The sequence below is a fragment of the Geodermatophilus sp. URMC 60 genome, assembly GCF_053502585.1.
Genome location: NZ_CP199958.1, coordinates 1,986,896 through 2,000,618 on the forward strand (window position 1 = coordinate 1,986,896; position 13,723 = coordinate 2,000,618).

Genomic DNA, 13,723 nt, shown 5'->3' on the forward strand with positions numbered 1-13,723 from the left:
CGGAGGCTGTCCATGGGAGACCTGAAGTTGTTCCAGCTCGACCAGGGCAAGGCAGTCGAGCTAAGCGGTACCGCGATGACGCTCGAGAAGTCGCTGCAGACGCTGATCGAGCACAACATGGAGACGCTGTTCGGCGTCCGATGCCTGGCCAGCGAGTACTCCACCGGCAAGAAGCACGGCGGCCGGATGGACTCGCTCGGCATCGACGAGAACGGCAATCCGGTGATCTTCGAGTACAAGCGGGCGGTGAACGAGAATGTCATCACCCAGGGCTTGTTCTACCTGGACTGGCTCATGGACCACCGCGGGGACTTCGAGCTGCTGGTCCTCAAGCAGTTGGGCTCCACGGTCACTGTCGACTGGTCGAACCCGCGACTGGTCTGCGTGGCCGGTGACTTCACCCGCTACGACGAGCACGCCGTCGGCCAGATGAACCGCAGCATCGAGCTGGTCCGCTACCGCAGCTACAACGACCGGCTGCTGGCTCTGGAATTGGTTGCCTCGACCGCCGCAAAGGCCACCGCGGCCGGCGAGGCCACCATGCAGACCTCCCCGACGGCCAGTGCCACCAAGACAGTCAGTCAGCTGCATGCGGCTGCCTCGGAAAGGTTGAAGGACGTCTACGACGCGCTGGAGCAGTACCTGCTCAACCTTGGCGATGACGTCACCAAAATCGTTAACAAGAATTACTACGCATTCCGTCGGTTAAAGAACTTCGCCTGCGTTGAGGTGCACCCGCAGTCCGGGAAGGTGCTCGTTTACGTCAAGGTCAACCCCGACGAGGTGTCCTTAGTGAAGGACTTCTCCCGGGACGTCCGCTCCATTGGACACTTCGGCACCGGAGATCTTGAACTGACCCTCACCAACACCGAAGACATCACGCGGGCCCAGCGCCTATTGGACCTGAGCTACGCAGCGAGCTAGCACCGCATCTAGCAAGGTTTGCTTAGGGCGGTGCGGGACATTTGTCCGCCCCTATGAGGGGAAGGTTGCGCTCGTCCAAGATCTTCTAGCCTCCCCTTGACCCGAACCTCCGCGGGTGTGCTGGCGCTGAGGTCGCGGTCGCGGAAGTAGCCGCCACCCGCTCAGGCGGGCATCAGGGTTTGGCCTTTCGTCGGGGGATGCGTCTCTCGCCTGCCACTCTCCAGACAGTAGAGTCCCAGCGTGACACCAGCGTGGGTACTCACCATAATCGGCGGCCTCATCGGTGGCTTCTTCGGAATCAGCGGCACACTGTTGGGAGCCTGGATCGCTGGAAGGCGCGCGCGAAGAGAGCGCGAGCAGGAAACACGGCAGGCCATACTGCGAGTTCTGCCCAAGCTGCGTATTGCGCTTACGCATGAGGCTGCAAAACGGGATGCTGACTATGCGGAACTCCAGGCCGCAACTGCTACCGTCGACGAGCTCTCGGGAGAGCTCTTTGCGCTTGTAGGTGGCCTGTCGAAAAAGCTTCGCGATGATGCATTCATCCTCATCGATGCTTTGGACGAACGCTGGTCGCTTGATCTGAGCCCAGACATTGCTGGACGTCGGGTGCTCTACGCACTTAAGGAGATTGTCGCCGCCAAGGAACGTAAACGCGTCCCGGCGTCGTGGGTTTCCCAGGCACTCAGCGAACTTGCCGCTGACGTCGCTGAGATCCGCTCTGACCGCGAAGAGTCATTTCGAGCGCAGGATGAAGAGGAGCGGGCAGAACTGGAGCGTCGCACTGCCGAGGGGCCGAAGTAGGCGTCTGGACCGCTCGGGAAATTTCCCCGTCAGTCGACTCCGCGCGCTGGCTGGGACCCACAGGCCGGAACCTCGTCAACCTGCGTCCAACTCAGCCACGGCAATGGCCAGGTCCGTCAGTGCCTGGCGGGCTGATGCGTTGCCGACCCGTGCAGCGGCCTCTGCCGCTCCGCGTGCTCCGGGCCCGGTGAAGAGGTCCTCCAGCGTCCACTGCCGCGAGATCCTGGCGACGGCTACAAGGCTTTCTGCAGTGAACCGTCGTCGGGCCTCGGCCAGTCCCTTCTCGCCGACCGTCACGACGCCACGGGTCCCATCGTCACGGTCACCCCGCGGGCAATCGCCAGGGGCCGGCGGACGGGATGGGAGGGCTTCGTCCGCGAGTCCTCGATCTGCTCAACCTCAGCGGACTCCTCTGGGGGCAAGCCGGCCAGACGCCGCAGCCGATCCTGCAGCGACGCCTTATTCGCCGCGGCGAGCCGGTCGCGCTCCAAGGCCAGGCGCTGGGTCTCAGCATCGGCGACCTTCGCTAGCTGGTCGGCCAGGGCCTTGTCTCGGGCGGCGGCCTGAGCGGCCTCGCCGGCTGCTTCCAGCCGTCGCCGCGCCTCCTCAAGATCGGCACACACTTGGGCCTCCACTCGCGCCGCGGCCTCTGCGCGCTGGTGCGGTCGGCGCTGCTCGGCCTGGGCCCGCGCCAGGTGCAACTCGGCGACGGCGAGGCGGGCGGCGTCCAACGCCGCCGGTAGCTCAATCTCGATGCGCGGTCGCAGCGCCAGCACGCTGTCGACATCCGCTGCCGCGACCGCGGCTTCCGCGTCACTGAGCACGCTCCTGCGCTCAGCTTCGAGTCGAGCGAGAGTCCGTTCCGCCTCATCGAGCTCGGACTGCCGCTCGAAGACAGTCAGCGCGTGGTCAAGCGCCCGCAGCACGGCGGGGATCTCATTCCGCGCTCGACCGCGGAGCGCGTCCAAGGAAGGGATGAGTTCGGGCCGGCGACCCGTCGAGGTGTTCAGCGCCGCGTAGGCGGCCGCAAGGACCGGCTCGGCGGATCCCGGGCACAGCCGGTCGAGTGCACGTCGAAGCGCCTCGGCCGGCTCGGTCAGATCTGGCCGCTGAGGCAGCCGCTCGATCGCCGTCCGCAGCGCTGTCATGAAGGCGTCGGCGGCCTCCTCGGCGACCGCGTACGGGTCGGGCTCGTCTGCGTTCTCCCGAGTCTTGGACGCTGTCGTCACGTCCATGGGCTTTGCCTTCATGGTCTCTGCCTTCACAGTCTTCGTGTCCGTGGTCGTAGGCGTGGACTTCGTCGTCTGCGTGGTCATGCCGCCGTCTCCCTGTCCTCTCTGGTCGAGCGCGGGGCCAGCCCGGCGACATATCGGTCGACGTCGGCGGTCCGCACCCGGCTGTTGCCGACGCCGACCGTCACCGCCGGCAGTTCACCGCGGGCGATCAACCGCTTCACCGTGGAGATCGACACCGCCAAGACGGCGGCGGTCTGCTCGACCGTCAGCATGCGTGGGGCCACAGGCGCAGCGTCCGCCACGTTGGGGGCTGGGTCGATCGGTGACCCGGGCTGACCCTGATTGACCCATCGCAGTGTCTGGAACAGCTGGTCCAGCTGCGTCAGCGGGGCCGGCGTGCCCGTCACAGCGCAGCGCTTTCGGTAGTCGTGCACGGCGATCGCCAGGTGTCCGGCCAGCCGCGGCGACACCTGCATCAGCAAGAGGCCGACGTCTTGTCCGTGCCCCGGGGCCGGCGGAGTCACCACTGATTCCGCCCTCGGATCGGGATGCCCGTCCACCATCCGACGGTCAGCCCCCTGGCGATGTCCTCGGCGAAGGCGCGCTGCGCCCAGGCCGGCCAGTCGGTGGGGTGCGTGAAGACGACGACCCGTGGATCGAGGCCTTCAAAGCGTGGTCCGACGGCCGGGGACTGGGGACGTGGATCAGCCGCCCGGTCCGGCCCGTCCTCGGATCGCGGCTGGGGAATCCTCCTCGCCATCACGTCGTCCCGCGTCGGGCTTGGTTGTGCGTCCTCCAGCGGGTGCGGGTGGCCCGCTGCTTCGTCGAGTCCTTGATCGACGCGGCCTCCAGCGCGATGCCATCGAGGAGACGTGAGATCGCGGCGACCGTAGCCCGCTCGGCGGCCAGCAGCGGATGAGGTTTGGCCCCGCCCGTGGCGGTCGGCGTGGTCAGGCCCTCCCGCGCCAGCTGCTCACGGATGGCCTCCAGGCGATCCGTGAGGTCGGCAGCCTGGTGCAGCCGCTCGGCCTCGCGGACGTCAGGCTCGAGTTCGTCCCGCGCCAGCTCGGCCAGCACCGCCGCCACCAGCCGCTCGCCGGCAGGGCCGTGCGTGGACCGCTTCGTCGTCATCGTCGTACGGCTCCGATTTCAGGTCGGCCTGCAGTGCAGGGAGAAAAATCCGCGCGCTTGTCGGTGTCCGCGGTAGGCCGGGGGGAGGGGTTCCCCGCCTGGTGACATCTCGCGATAGTCCTGACCTGGCCCCGCATGGGCACAGGCCGAACACCACGAGCAACATCACGGCGTAGAGGCCGAGCACCAGTGGCAGCATCGGGCCGCAGAGCCCGAGCACTACGAGGGAGCACCGCGGTCATGACGCGACCTCGCGATGCATGCAGGTCGGACACAGCCCGAGCAGCACCAGCAGTGCGCCTGACGGGTCGAGCGAGGTCATCCCCGGATGGAGCTGCCCGGCCTCGGCGATGACGCCGCAGCGGTCACACCTGCGGTCCTCGTCGCCGGTGACCGCCAACATGGACAGGCAGGCGGTGCAGACCAGCTGGTCGGGTGCCCACAGCGCGGTGACGACGACCATGCCTGGGCGCAGATGCGGGCAGCCCCTGATGGTTCCGGCCATGATCCTGGCCCGGAGGTGCCCGATCGCGTCTCCGAGCCAGGCAGATGCCTCGTGGTTCGGCTCGAATTCCAGGCCACCGGCGTCGGCGAGCACCTTCAAGCGATCCACCGCGGATGGGGGCCGCAGGCGACGGCGGTTACTCATGCCTGGTCCTCCTCGACGTCAGTTGATGCGAGTACTCGCTCACGCAGGGCGCGGCCCACTTCGGTGATCTCCTCGCGGCTCTTGCCGACGAGGGTTCTTCGCCGGGTCGTCCAGTCGTCCGGCTCGGTGGTCCGGTCCGCACCGTCCGCGGATGACCCGGACGATCCGGACCACTGACCCTGACCTGGGGAAATAGACCGAGTCGTCCGTCCGGGGGTCTCCCCAGTGGTCCGAGTCGTCCGGGTGGTGCGGCTGTCGACGGAGCCGGGCGACCGGCCGGACGACTGCAGGCGGGGAGCGAGTGACCAGTAGGAGCGCCGGTAGGGGACCCCGTTGTCCTGGCCCTTCTCCTCGCGGCTGTGCACCGGGATCTTGCCGGCCGCCGTGGTGATCGCGGTCCGCTTGAATCCGGCCTCCGCGCCGTCGTCGAGCACCTTTTGGCGCAGCGTCTCCCCGCGGGCGGCCAGGTAGTTGCTCAGCCACTCTTGAGCGGTCGGCTGCTTGTCGATCTTGGGGACGAGGGCGGCCCGCGCGATGGCCCGGCCGTCCCCCTCGACCTGGCCGATCCACTCGGCCACGCCGCAGCTGGCCGGCCTGTCGACCAGCTCGCCGGTCCGCCGGTCGACCTCGCTGACGGTGTAGTGCGCCGACCGGATGCGGTAGCGCAGCCCCGGAACATTCAGCGTTCCGGCGTTGGCCTTGTCCAGGGCCACGATGCCCTGCTGTGGCCCGCCCTCCTCGGCGTCGGGGTCGGCGACGATGAGCAGCAGCGAGCGGACGGCGGTGCGGAAGGCGCGGCTGTCCATCATCCGCAGGGCGGTGTCGCCTCCAGCGTTCTTGTTCAGGTGCCAGGGGGCGACCAGGGCGACCCGTTGGGCCTCGGTCCAGGAGCCGATCTCCTTCATCGCCTTGGCGACGTCCTTGTAGCTGATGGTCTTCAGCTCGTCGGGCAGCACCGTGACCAGGGAGTCGACCCACACCAGAGCCGCGTCGACCTGGCGGATGACGTCGGTCAGCAGCGGCAGGTCGCGCGGGAGGATGACGCTGTCCTCGTCCTCGCCTTCCTGGCGGCTGATCACGAAGTGGACCCGGTCGAGATCGGCTCCGGCCTCTCGGAAGCGGGGCTTGACCACGTCCTCGAGGCCGTCCTCGGGGGCCATCACCACCACGTCGCGCGCCTCGCCGTGGAACTCGCCGGACAAGGTTCCCTGGGTGAGGTCGGCCATGATCCGCACACCGACGGTGGTCTTGCCGATGCCCTCCTCGCCGGGCATCAGCGTCGGCGAGCCGATCGGGATGCGCCCGTCCCAGACGTAGGCGACTCGGCGCTCCTGCACCTGGCTGGCCGTGATCACCTTCAGCCGGGGCCCAGCCTTGGCGACGTCGACCGGGACGAAGTCCTCGACCCCGTATCCGGCGAGGACGTGGTCGGTGGCGTCCTTGCCTTGGGCGGCCTTGACCACGGTGACGGTCGCGGGCGGGGTGAGCTGGCGCAGCGAGGCGGCGACCTCGGCGGCGTGGGCCATGCCCGTCTTGTCGTTGTCCGCGACGATCACGACGTCTGCGCCGGCCAGCGGGGTCGGGTCGACCTGGCTCCAGCTGCCTGCACCCATGGGGTTCGTGGTTGCGGTGTGTCCGAGGTCGGCGAGTACATCGGCGTCCTGCTCGCCCTCGACGACGTAGACCGTCCGGCCCTCGGCAACGGCGGCCTTCACCTCGGACAGTCGGTACAGCTCCGGCTGGGCGTCGGTGTTGGCCTGGATGAATCGCTTGTCCGGGGTCCGACCAACGAGGCGGTTGTTGTCGTAGCGGTAGTTCGTGCCGCGCGGGTCGTCGAACAGGTAATCCCGGGGCAGCCCCAAGGCGTCCACAACGGCGGTGTAGTCGCAGCCGGCGTGGCACAGCACCAGCACGCGCTCCCGGACTTGCCGGAAGCTCAGCGAGGGATGCCGGTCGTCATGCGCCGGACAGCGGGCCGACCAGTTCCCAGTCGACCCCGGACCTCGGGGGCGACAGTCCCGCTCCGACAGGGCGTCGAGCACCCGGTCGATCGCCCGGTCATGTCGGAGGGGGTCGCCACTCTTGAGCTTGATCGGCGGGACGGCCAGATCACCAACGGGCGGCGCGCCCCCCGAGGGGGGCGCGCCGTTCGTCGTCGCGGTCATCCGTTCCCGGCCTTCGCCAGGGCGTGGAGCACCTTCTGGAGGTCGTCGACGGCACGCTCGATCTCCCACCGGGCAGCGCCAAGGTTTGGTGCGTTGGCGCGGAAGCGGTCGTCCTGAGTAAGTCGCACCAGGCGAGCGGCGACCTTGTCGAGGTCGTGAGCGGCTCCGCGGGATGCGTCGGTCAGGGGACGACGCCGGCTCTTGGACTCCGGCTCCGTGGTGTAGCTCTTGCCGTCCGCGCCCCTCACCCGACGCACTGACTTGGAAGGCTGAACCTCCACGCCGTGGTCCTCGGAATCATCCGCCGTCACCGGGGCCTCGGCCTCAACGTCCCCGACCTCGACCTCGACCTCGACGTCCTCGGCCTCGTCGGCCTCGGCCTCGATGTCCTCGAACTCGACGTCCTCGACCGCCTCGGCCTCGACGACCTTGGTGGTCGCAGCCTCGGCCTCGGTCGAAACGTTGGACTGCGCGTTGGCTTCGGCCCCGACCAGGTCAGGCTTAGGGCAAGGTGCGCGATTTCGCGCACCTGCTGCCCGGTCCGCACGGACGGTGGACTCGGACACCCCGATCGCGACCGCCGCGGCGCGGTTGGACATGGGCTGGTCGCCACTGGTCAGTTCAGCGACGGCTTCCCGCCGCAGCTCCTTGGACAGCCGCGTCAGGTGGCTGCCGAACTCCTTGGTGCAGTAGGCCTCCCAAGACGCGTACCCGAGAGCGGCCCAGGCTCGGCGCTCGAACGCCTCCTTGATCAGCCTCCAGGACTGTTCCAGCGAGCCTTTGATCTCTCGGGTTAGGCTCAAGGCCGTCTGCTTGTCGCACTGACCCGGGACGGCGACCGCAGTGTCTGCGACCGCGACCTCTACGGCTGCCGCGGTCACCGCTGGCCCCCCATAACCTGCTGGGCGAGCCGGGCCCGCCGCTGAGCGGTCCGCGGCGGCTGGCCGCCGGTGAAGTCGTCGCCTCCGACCTGTCCGGCGGGTGGCCGGTGCAGCAACAAGGCGAGGCGGTCGCGCTGGGCGTCGGTCAGGGCCGGCGCGGCGTCGACGGTCGTCCTTATGTACTCCTCGAGGCGTGCGGCGCGAAGATCCCGGCGGGCGTCGAGGAGGTCAGGGTCGTCGGCTGCACGATCACGGGAGAGCGCGGCGACGCGGGCGCGGTGATGAGTCCACTGCGGCATTTCGTTCCTCAGGCATGCGAGGCGAGCCTCGCTCATCGGGAGGCTCAGAAATGCCGGCGTCGGGGATGACGCTGCACCGGGTCCGTTGCCCGGCACGGCTCACGAGGAGCAACTGCAGGGTAGCTGCCCGGGGCGGCTAGCTCTGGGCGTACCTCCTCAGCGTGTCGAGCTGGATCTCGGTGACGCCGTGGTCCCGCAGGGCGTCCAGCATGCGGAAGAGGGTGTCCGCCCCAAAGGTGTAGCGACCGAACCGGTAGACCTCCCGGTAGCCGGGGATGTCCGGAAGGGGGGTCCTGCTCCACTCGGGTCGGTAGGCCTTGGCGAACGGCTCGTTGCCGATCAGCTTCACGAGGTGGCTCCCGCCCTGCGGCGCGTGCCCGCCGTCGTCCCTGCGGTGGATCGCCGCCTGCTCCTCCGGCGACAGATCGGCCAGTTCCTCGGCCCGCTGGTTCAACAACCGGGACTGAGCCCGGGACATGTGCAGGCGCTCGCTCCACCGACCCCCGACGTGGTGAAACACCGCCTCCACGTGCCGGCCGACCATGATCCGGACGATTGGATGCTCGGACCCGGTATTCGTCACGACGCCTTCCAGTCGATCACGACGGTCTCCGGGCGGAAGGCGCGGGCTCCCCGGCCGGGTGTCAGCAGGGTGACGGCCATGAGCGTGTCGATCACCGCTCGTCGGCGGTCGAGGTCCCCTTCCATCGCCTCCCAGACAGCCTGCACATCGTCGGCGTCCACGAGGTCGGCCAGGACCGACACGCGGCCGGCGTCGGCCAGGCGCTCCTCGACCGACTGCAGCGCGGAGCGAGTGCGCTCGGTGCCGCGGGTCAGCTGGGCGGCCGTAATACCACCGTCGGCGAACAGGTCGGCCAGTTCGTCGAGGCGGCCTCGTAGTGCTGTCGCCTCCTCGCGCAGCGCCGTCAGGTCCGGACCGCCACCGCGGACCATGAGCAGCTCGACGGCGTCCGGCCGCGACAGCCGCTCGATGATGAGGCCGGTCACCAGCTTGTCGATCGGCTCGGCCGCCCGGGACAGGTGACCGCGAGACTGGCCGCACCGGTAGGTCCGCCGCCCGTGCTGGGTCCGACCGGTGGTCACCGCGGCCCCGCAATGACAACGGGCCAACCCAGCCAGCAGATACCGGCGGGCATTCGTCGGCGTGGTTCGGCGCGTGGGATCGTCGAGTAAGGCGACGGCGGCCCTATAGGTCTCCTCCGGCACGATCGGCGGCCACGCGCCGGGACCGACCTCGTCGCCGCGGTAGACGACCAGACCCGCGTTGCGGGGGTTGCGCAACGTGTACCGCACCCCATCGGGTCGCCACCTGCCACCGCGCGCCGTCAGGAAGCCCTCCGCGTTCCACCGGGCGGCGATGCCGCGCAGGCTCGCCCCGGCCAGCAGATCGCGGTAGCCCTGCCGGATCAACTCGGCCTCGGGCTCGATCAGCCTCATGCCGGTCGCGTCGTAGCCGACCGCCCGGACGCCCCCCGCGGGAGGCTTGCCCATGCTCGCGCGCTGCTGGTTGGCGGCCCGCTGGCGGGCGCTCTTGCGCTCCACCTCTGCGCGAGCCACCGCGCCCTTGATTCGGGCGAACAGGCGGCCGTTGTCGGTGGACAGGTCGACGTCCCCGCTGACGGTCGCTAAGGCGAGCTGATGCTTGTCGGCCAGCTCCATGAAGTGCTCCAGCTCGATGGGGCGGCGATGCAGGCGGTCCAGGTCCCAGACGACGACCGCCCCGATCCTCCCGGCGGCGATGTCGGCCAACATGCGGGTGTAGCTGGGGCGGGTTTTCCCGTTCGACGCAGACACGTCGTTGTCGACGTACTCCACCGGCTCCCAGCCGCGGTCGGCGCAGAGCTTCGCGCAGGCCTCGCGCTGCCGTGCTACCGCCAGTCCGGTGCCGTCCCGGTCCATGGACTGGCGCATGTACAGAGCTGCCCTCACCTGTGCAGTATCTACGACACCGGCTCCGGGTCCCGCTGCCCGATGTGGTCGCGATGCAGACCCGCCAGCCCAACCTGGAGGGTGCCGGGGAGATCCCGCTGCGCCGGCTGGTGAAGGAGGCGCTGCGGATGCGGCCCTCCCGCATCGTCGTCGGCGAGGTGCGGCAGGAGGAGTGCCTCGACCTGCTCATCGCCCTGAACTCCGGCCTCCCCGGCATGTGCACGCTGCACGCCAACAGTGCCCGCGAGGCGGTCACGAAGATGTGCACCCTGCCGCTGCTGGCCGGCGAGAACATCGGCCACGCGTTCGTCGTCCCCACGGTGGCCGCCAGCGTCGACCTGGTCGTGCACGTCGGCAGCGACCCCGACGGACGGCGCCGGGTGCGCGAGGTCGTCGCCGTCCCGGGTCGGGCCGAGGACGGCGTCATCGAGCTCGCCGACGTCTTCACCACCCGCGACGGCCGGCTGGTGCGCAGCACCGGCTACCCGCCGCACCCCGAGCGCTTCGCCGCGCACGGCTTCGACCTGCCCGCCCTGCTCGACGACGCGCGGTGGCGCGGGTGACGGGCCCCTTGCTCGGACTGCTGCTCGGCGTCGGCCTGCTGCTGATCTGGCGCAGCGGTCCGCGCGCCCCGCAGCGCCGGGAGCGTGTCCGCAGGCCGTCGCGGCGGCAGCAGCAGCTCGCCGCGGCCGGCCTGACGGGCATCAACGCCGCCCAGCTCGCCGCCCTGCAGGCCGGGCTGGGACTGCTCGCCACGGTCGTCGTGCTGCTCACCACCGGCACGGTCACGGTGAGCCTGCTGTTCGGCGCCTTCGCCGCGGCGCTGCCCGCCGTCCAGGTCCGCCGGCTGGCGGTCAAGCGGCGGGCGGACCTGCGCGAGGTGTGGCCGGAGGTCGTCGACAACCTCGCCTCCGCCGTCCGGGCCGGGCTCTCGCTGCCCGAGGCGCTGTCGGCGCTGTCCACCCGCGGGCCGGAGGTGCTGCGCCCACCCTTCGCCCGGTTCGCCGCCGAGTACCGCTCCAGTGGCCGGTTCGGCGACTGTCTCGACCGGCTCAAGGACGACCTGGCCGACCCGGTCGGCGACCGGATCGTCGAGACGCTGCGGGTGGCCCGCGAGGTCGGCGGCAGCGACCTCGGCCGCGTGCTGCGCACCCTCGCCTCCTTCCTCCGCGAGGACGCCCGCGCCCGCGCCGAGCTGGAGACCCGGCAGGGCTGGGTGGTGCAGGCCGCGCGGCTGGCCGTCGCCGCGCCGTGGGTGGTGCTGCTCCTGCTGGCAACCCAGTCGACGACGCTGGAGGCCTACGACTCACCGCTGGGGACGGCGATCCTGCTCGGCGGCGCCGCGGTCTGCCTCGCCTCGTACCGCCTGATGCTGCGGATCGGCCGGCTGCCGCAGGACGTGCGGGTGCTCCAGTGAGTGCATCTGTGGCGGGGATGCTGCTCGGGCTGGGCGCGGCGGCCGGCGTGCTGCTCGTGGTCACCTTCGCGCCGCCGTTCCGCTCGGTGCGCCTGGTCGACCGGCTGGCGCCCTACGTGCACGACACCCCGCCGCCGTCCCGGCTGCTGGGCACCGCGACCGAGGCCGGGCTGCTCACCGCGGCCCGGCGGTTGTTCGGCCCGGTGGTGGCCGACGGCGCCCGCTTCGTGGACCGGGTGCTCGGCGGCCGGACGGCGGTGCGCCGGCGGCTCGACGCGTTGGGCAGCGACGCAGGTGTCGAGGACTTCCGGGTCGAGCAGGTCGTGTGGGGCGGCTTCGGGCTGCTCGGTGCGGCGCTGCTGGCGACGGTCGGCTCGCTGGTCGCCGGGGACGTCAACGTGCTGTCGGTGGCGCTGCTGTGCGTGGCCGGGTTGGTCGGCGGCGTCCTCGGGCGGGACTGGTGGCTCACCCAGCAGGTGCACCGGCGCGAGGAGCTGCTGCTGGCCGAGTTCCCGGTGGTCGCCGAGCTGCTGGCGCTGGCGGTGACCGCGGGGGAGGGCCCGACGGCGGCGATCGCCCGGGTGACCCGGCTGTCGGGTGGCGAGCTCGCCGCTGAGCTGGGCGCGGCGCTGGGCCGGGCGCGGGCCGGGGTGCCGCTGGCCGACGCGCTCCAGCAGGTCGCCGACCGCACCTCGCTGGACCCGCTGGCCCGCTTCGTCGACGGTCTGCTGGTGGCCCTCGAACGCGGTACACCGCTGGCCGAGGTGCTGCGCGCCCAGGCGGCCGACGTCCGGGAGGCCGGCAAGCGCCGGCTGCTGGAGGCCGGCGGGCGCAAAGAGATCGCGATGATGGTGCCGGTCGTCTTCCTGGTGCTGCCGGTGACCGTCCTCTTCGCGCTCTACCCCGGCTTGATCAGCATCGTCTCGCTGGCGCGATGAGCCCGCGGACGCGACAGGAAGGACGCAGCATGCCGTTGTTCACGGGGGCCCTGGCGGCGCTGGCCGCACTGGCCGACCGCTTGCGCGGGGACGACGCCGAGCGGGGCGACGTGCCCGGCTGGGTGATGATCACGGTGATGACGGCGGCGCTCGTGCTGGCCATCCTCATCCCGTTCCGCGAGGCGATCGTCGCCGCGGTCACCAACGCCCTGGCGTCCGTCACCACCGGTGGCTGAAGGACCTCGCTGCTCCGCACCGCGCGCAGGCTCGCAGCGGGCCCCTGCAGCGAGGCCGTTCCGGCAGCGCGACGGCGAGCGGGGTGCGGCGGTCGTCGAGTTCGTCTTCGTGTCGGTGCTCGTCGTGGTGCTGCTGCTGGCGGTGCTGCAGGTCGCGGTCTACGTGCACGTGCGCAACGTGGTGACGGCGAGCGCGCAGGAGGGCGCGCGATTCGCGGCGAATGCCGACGTGCCCTCGTCGGCCGGTGCCGACCGCACGGTCGCGGTCGTGGCGCGGGCGACCTCGCAGCAGACCGCCGACGGGCTGGTGTGCAGCTCGGCGGAGGAGGTCGACGCCAGCGGCCTGACGCTGGTGGTGGTCCGCTGCTCGGGCGCGGTGCCGCCGCTGCTGGCCGGGCTGGGTTCGCTGCTGCCGGTCGCGGTCACCGGCCGGGCGGTCGAGGAGGCCGGATGAGCCGGCTGCGGGCCCGGCTGGGCATGGTCGCCGGGGAGCGCGGCTCGGCGCTGGTCGAGTTCACGTTCATCGCGATCGTGGTGTTCGTGCCGCTGGTCTACATCGTGGCCGGGTTCTCGGCGGTGCAGCGCGGGGTGTTCGCCTCGACCGCGGCCGCCCGCGAGGCCGGGCGGGCGATGGGCACCGCGCCCGACCCGGTCACCGGGGCGGCCCGCGCGCAGGCCGCGGCCCGGCTGGCGGTGACCGACCAGTCGATCGAGGCCACCGACGTCCGCGTCGCCTACGCGCCGACCGGTGCCGGCTGCGACGCCGCGGGCGGGTACGCGCCGACGCTGACGCGGGGGGAGGAGTTCTCGGTCTGCGTGACCGTGACGGTGCGCATCCCGCTGCTGCCGGAGTTCGTCGACGCCAACACCGCCACCGGCCAGTTCGTCGTCGAACGCGACCGCTACGTCGACGCCTGACGGGATGGTCGCCCTCAGGACGTGAACGGTTCTGTGGCGATCAGTGGAAACGGGTGCGAGCATCGCGACTGCTTCGGCGAGACGAAACCGTTTCGCCACGGGGAAGGCGTGCCTGGGGGAGCGCATGCGACAGCTTCGAGCCACGGTCGTCGCGGTGGTGGGTGCGGCAGCGGTGC

17 protein-coding genes are annotated in these 13,723 nt (G+C 70.6%); 8 read left to right on the forward strand and 9 right to left on the reverse strand.

Annotation, left to right across the window (positions count from 1 at the left end):
• The first annotated feature begins 12 nt into the window (after positions 1–12).
• The gene (locus ACWIX3_RS09555; RefSeq protein ID WP_448611837.1) at positions 13–924 is read left to right on the forward strand and encodes a DUF5655 domain-containing protein; all 912 of its coding nucleotides are present in this window, start codon (positions 13–15) and stop codon (positions 922–924) included.
• Positions 925–1,164: 240 nt separating this feature from the next.
• Positions 1,165–1,728 (forward strand): hypothetical protein, encoded by a 564-nt coding sequence (locus ACWIX3_RS09560; RefSeq protein ID WP_448611838.1) that lies wholly within the window; start codon positions 1,165–1,167, stop codon positions 1,726–1,728.
• A 293-nt stretch (positions 1,729–2,021) separates the two neighbouring features.
• Here the strand turns inward: ACWIX3_RS09560 and ACWIX3_RS09565 are convergent, their stop codons facing one another.
• The 9 genes from ACWIX3_RS09565 to ACWIX3_RS09605 form a co-directional block, all read right to left on the reverse strand.
• Positions 2,022–3,044: a hypothetical protein gene (locus tag ACWIX3_RS09565; protein ID WP_448611839.1), complete on the reverse strand. Its 1,023-nt coding sequence runs from the start codon at positions 3,042–3,044 to the stop codon at positions 2,022–2,024.
• Entirely contained in the window at positions 3,041–3,439 is a 399-nt protein-coding gene (locus ACWIX3_RS09570; protein ID WP_448611840.1) for a helix-turn-helix domain-containing protein, read from the reverse strand. The genes ACWIX3_RS09565 and ACWIX3_RS09570 overlap by 4 nt, the downstream gene beginning before the upstream one ends.
• A 283-nt stretch (positions 3,440–3,722) precedes the next feature.
• Positions 3,723–4,094 (reverse strand): hypothetical protein, encoded by a 372-nt coding sequence (locus ACWIX3_RS09575; RefSeq protein ID WP_448611841.1) that lies wholly within the window; start codon positions 4,092–4,094, stop codon positions 3,723–3,725.
• Positions 4,095–4,332: 238 nt separating this feature from the next.
• The gene (locus ACWIX3_RS09580; protein ID WP_448611842.1) at positions 4,333–4,743 is read right to left on the reverse strand and encodes a hypothetical protein; all 411 of its coding nucleotides are present in this window, start codon (positions 4,741–4,743) and stop codon (positions 4,333–4,335) included.
• On the reverse strand, positions 4,740–6,656 hold the full coding sequence (locus ACWIX3_RS09585; RefSeq protein ID WP_448611843.1) for an AAA family ATPase: 1,917 nt from the start codon (positions 6,654–6,656) through the stop codon (positions 4,740–4,742). Before ACWIX3_RS09585 ends, ACWIX3_RS09580 begins: the two co-directional genes overlap by 4 nt.
• Positions 6,657–6,904: 248 nt before the next feature.
• Positions 6,905–7,789, reverse strand: a complete 885-nt coding sequence (locus tag ACWIX3_RS09590) for a hypothetical protein (protein WP_448611844.1) — start codon at positions 7,787–7,789, stop codon at positions 6,905–6,907.
• Positions 7,786–8,124, reverse strand: coding sequence for a hypothetical protein (locus ACWIX3_RS09595; protein ID WP_448611845.1), 339 nt, complete (start codon positions 8,122–8,124; stop codon positions 7,786–7,788). The genes ACWIX3_RS09590 and ACWIX3_RS09595 overlap by 4 nt, the downstream gene beginning before the upstream one ends.
• A gap of 100 nt (positions 8,125–8,224) precedes the next feature.
• On the reverse strand, positions 8,225–8,566 hold the full coding sequence (locus ACWIX3_RS09600) for a hypothetical protein (protein WP_448611846.1): 342 nt from the start codon (positions 8,564–8,566) through the stop codon (positions 8,225–8,227).
• Between the two features lie 101 nt (positions 8,567–8,667).
• Positions 8,668–10,038: a recombinase family protein gene (locus ACWIX3_RS09605; protein WP_448611847.1), complete on the reverse strand. Its 1,371-nt coding sequence runs from the start codon at positions 10,036–10,038 to the stop codon at positions 8,668–8,670.
• Between the two features lie 53 nt (positions 10,039–10,091).
• On the opposite strand from ACWIX3_RS09605, the gene ACWIX3_RS09610 reads away from it, so the two are divergent.
• The 6 genes from ACWIX3_RS09610 to ACWIX3_RS09635 are packed head-to-tail and all read left to right on the forward strand — an operon-like array spanning position 10,092 to position 13,547.
• Entirely contained in the window at positions 10,092–10,601 is a 510-nt protein-coding gene (locus ACWIX3_RS09610; RefSeq protein ID WP_448611848.1) for an ATPase, T2SS/T4P/T4SS family, read from the forward strand.
• On the forward strand, positions 10,598–11,455 hold the full coding sequence (locus ACWIX3_RS09615; protein ID WP_448611849.1) for a type II secretion system F family protein: 858 nt from the start codon (positions 10,598–10,600) through the stop codon (positions 11,453–11,455). The genes ACWIX3_RS09610 and ACWIX3_RS09615 overlap by 4 nt, the downstream gene beginning before the upstream one ends.
• A complete protein-coding gene (locus tag ACWIX3_RS09620; RefSeq protein WP_448611850.1) occupies positions 11,452–12,393 on the forward strand; it encodes a type II secretion system F family protein in 942 nt (313 codons plus the stop codon). Before ACWIX3_RS09615 ends, ACWIX3_RS09620 begins: the two co-directional genes overlap by 4 nt.
• A gap of 29 nt (positions 12,394–12,422) precedes the next feature.
• Complete coding sequence (locus tag ACWIX3_RS09625; RefSeq protein ID WP_448611851.1) at positions 12,423–12,629, forward strand: hypothetical protein; 207 nt, start codon at positions 12,423–12,425, stop codon at positions 12,627–12,629.
• Complete coding sequence (locus tag ACWIX3_RS09630; RefSeq protein ID WP_448611852.1) at positions 12,622–13,083, forward strand: TadE/TadG family type IV pilus assembly protein; 462 nt, start codon at positions 12,622–12,624, stop codon at positions 13,081–13,083. The genes ACWIX3_RS09625 and ACWIX3_RS09630 overlap by 8 nt, the downstream gene beginning before the upstream one ends.
• Positions 13,080–13,547: a hypothetical protein gene (locus tag ACWIX3_RS09635; protein ID WP_448611853.1), complete on the forward strand. Its 468-nt coding sequence runs from the start codon at positions 13,080–13,082 to the stop codon at positions 13,545–13,547. The genes ACWIX3_RS09630 and ACWIX3_RS09635 overlap by 4 nt, the downstream gene beginning before the upstream one ends.
• Positions 13,548–13,723 lie beyond the last annotated feature (176 nt).

Coding starts and splice junctions, on each gene's coding strand:
- ACWIX3_RS09555 (WP_448611837.1), top strand. CDS start 13: ATGGGAGACCTGAAGTTGTTCCAGCTCGACCAGGGCAAGGCAGTCGAG.
- ACWIX3_RS09565 (WP_448611839.1), bottom strand. CDS start 3,044: ATGACCACGCAGACGACGAAGTCCACGCCTACGACCACGGACACGAAG.
- ACWIX3_RS09570 (WP_448611840.1), bottom strand. CDS start 3,439: ATGCAGGTGTCGCCGCGGCTGGCCGGACACCTGGCGATCGCCGTGCAC.
- ACWIX3_RS09575 (WP_448611841.1), bottom strand. CDS start 4,094: ATGACGACGAAGCGGTCCACGCACGGCCCTGCCGGCGAGCGGCTGGTG.
- ACWIX3_RS09580 (WP_448611842.1), bottom strand. CDS start 4,743: ATGAGTAACCGCCGTCGCCTGCGGCCCCCATCCGCGGTGGATCGCTTG.
- ACWIX3_RS09595 (WP_448611845.1), bottom strand. CDS start 8,124: ATGAGCGAGGCTCGCCTCGCATGCCTGAGGAACGAAATGCCGCAGTGG.
- ACWIX3_RS09600 (WP_448611846.1), bottom strand. CDS start 8,566: ATGTCCCGGGCTCAGTCCCGGTTGTTGAACCAGCGGGCCGAGGAACTG.
- ACWIX3_RS09610 (WP_448611848.1), top strand. CDS start 10,092: ATGCAGACCCGCCAGCCCAACCTGGAGGGTGCCGGGGAGATCCCGCTG.
- ACWIX3_RS09625 (WP_448611851.1), top strand. CDS start 12,423: ATGCCGTTGTTCACGGGGGCCCTGGCGGCGCTGGCCGCACTGGCCGAC.
- ACWIX3_RS09635 (WP_448611853.1), top strand. CDS start 13,080: ATGAGCCGGCTGCGGGCCCGGCTGGGCATGGTCGCCGGGGAGCGCGGC.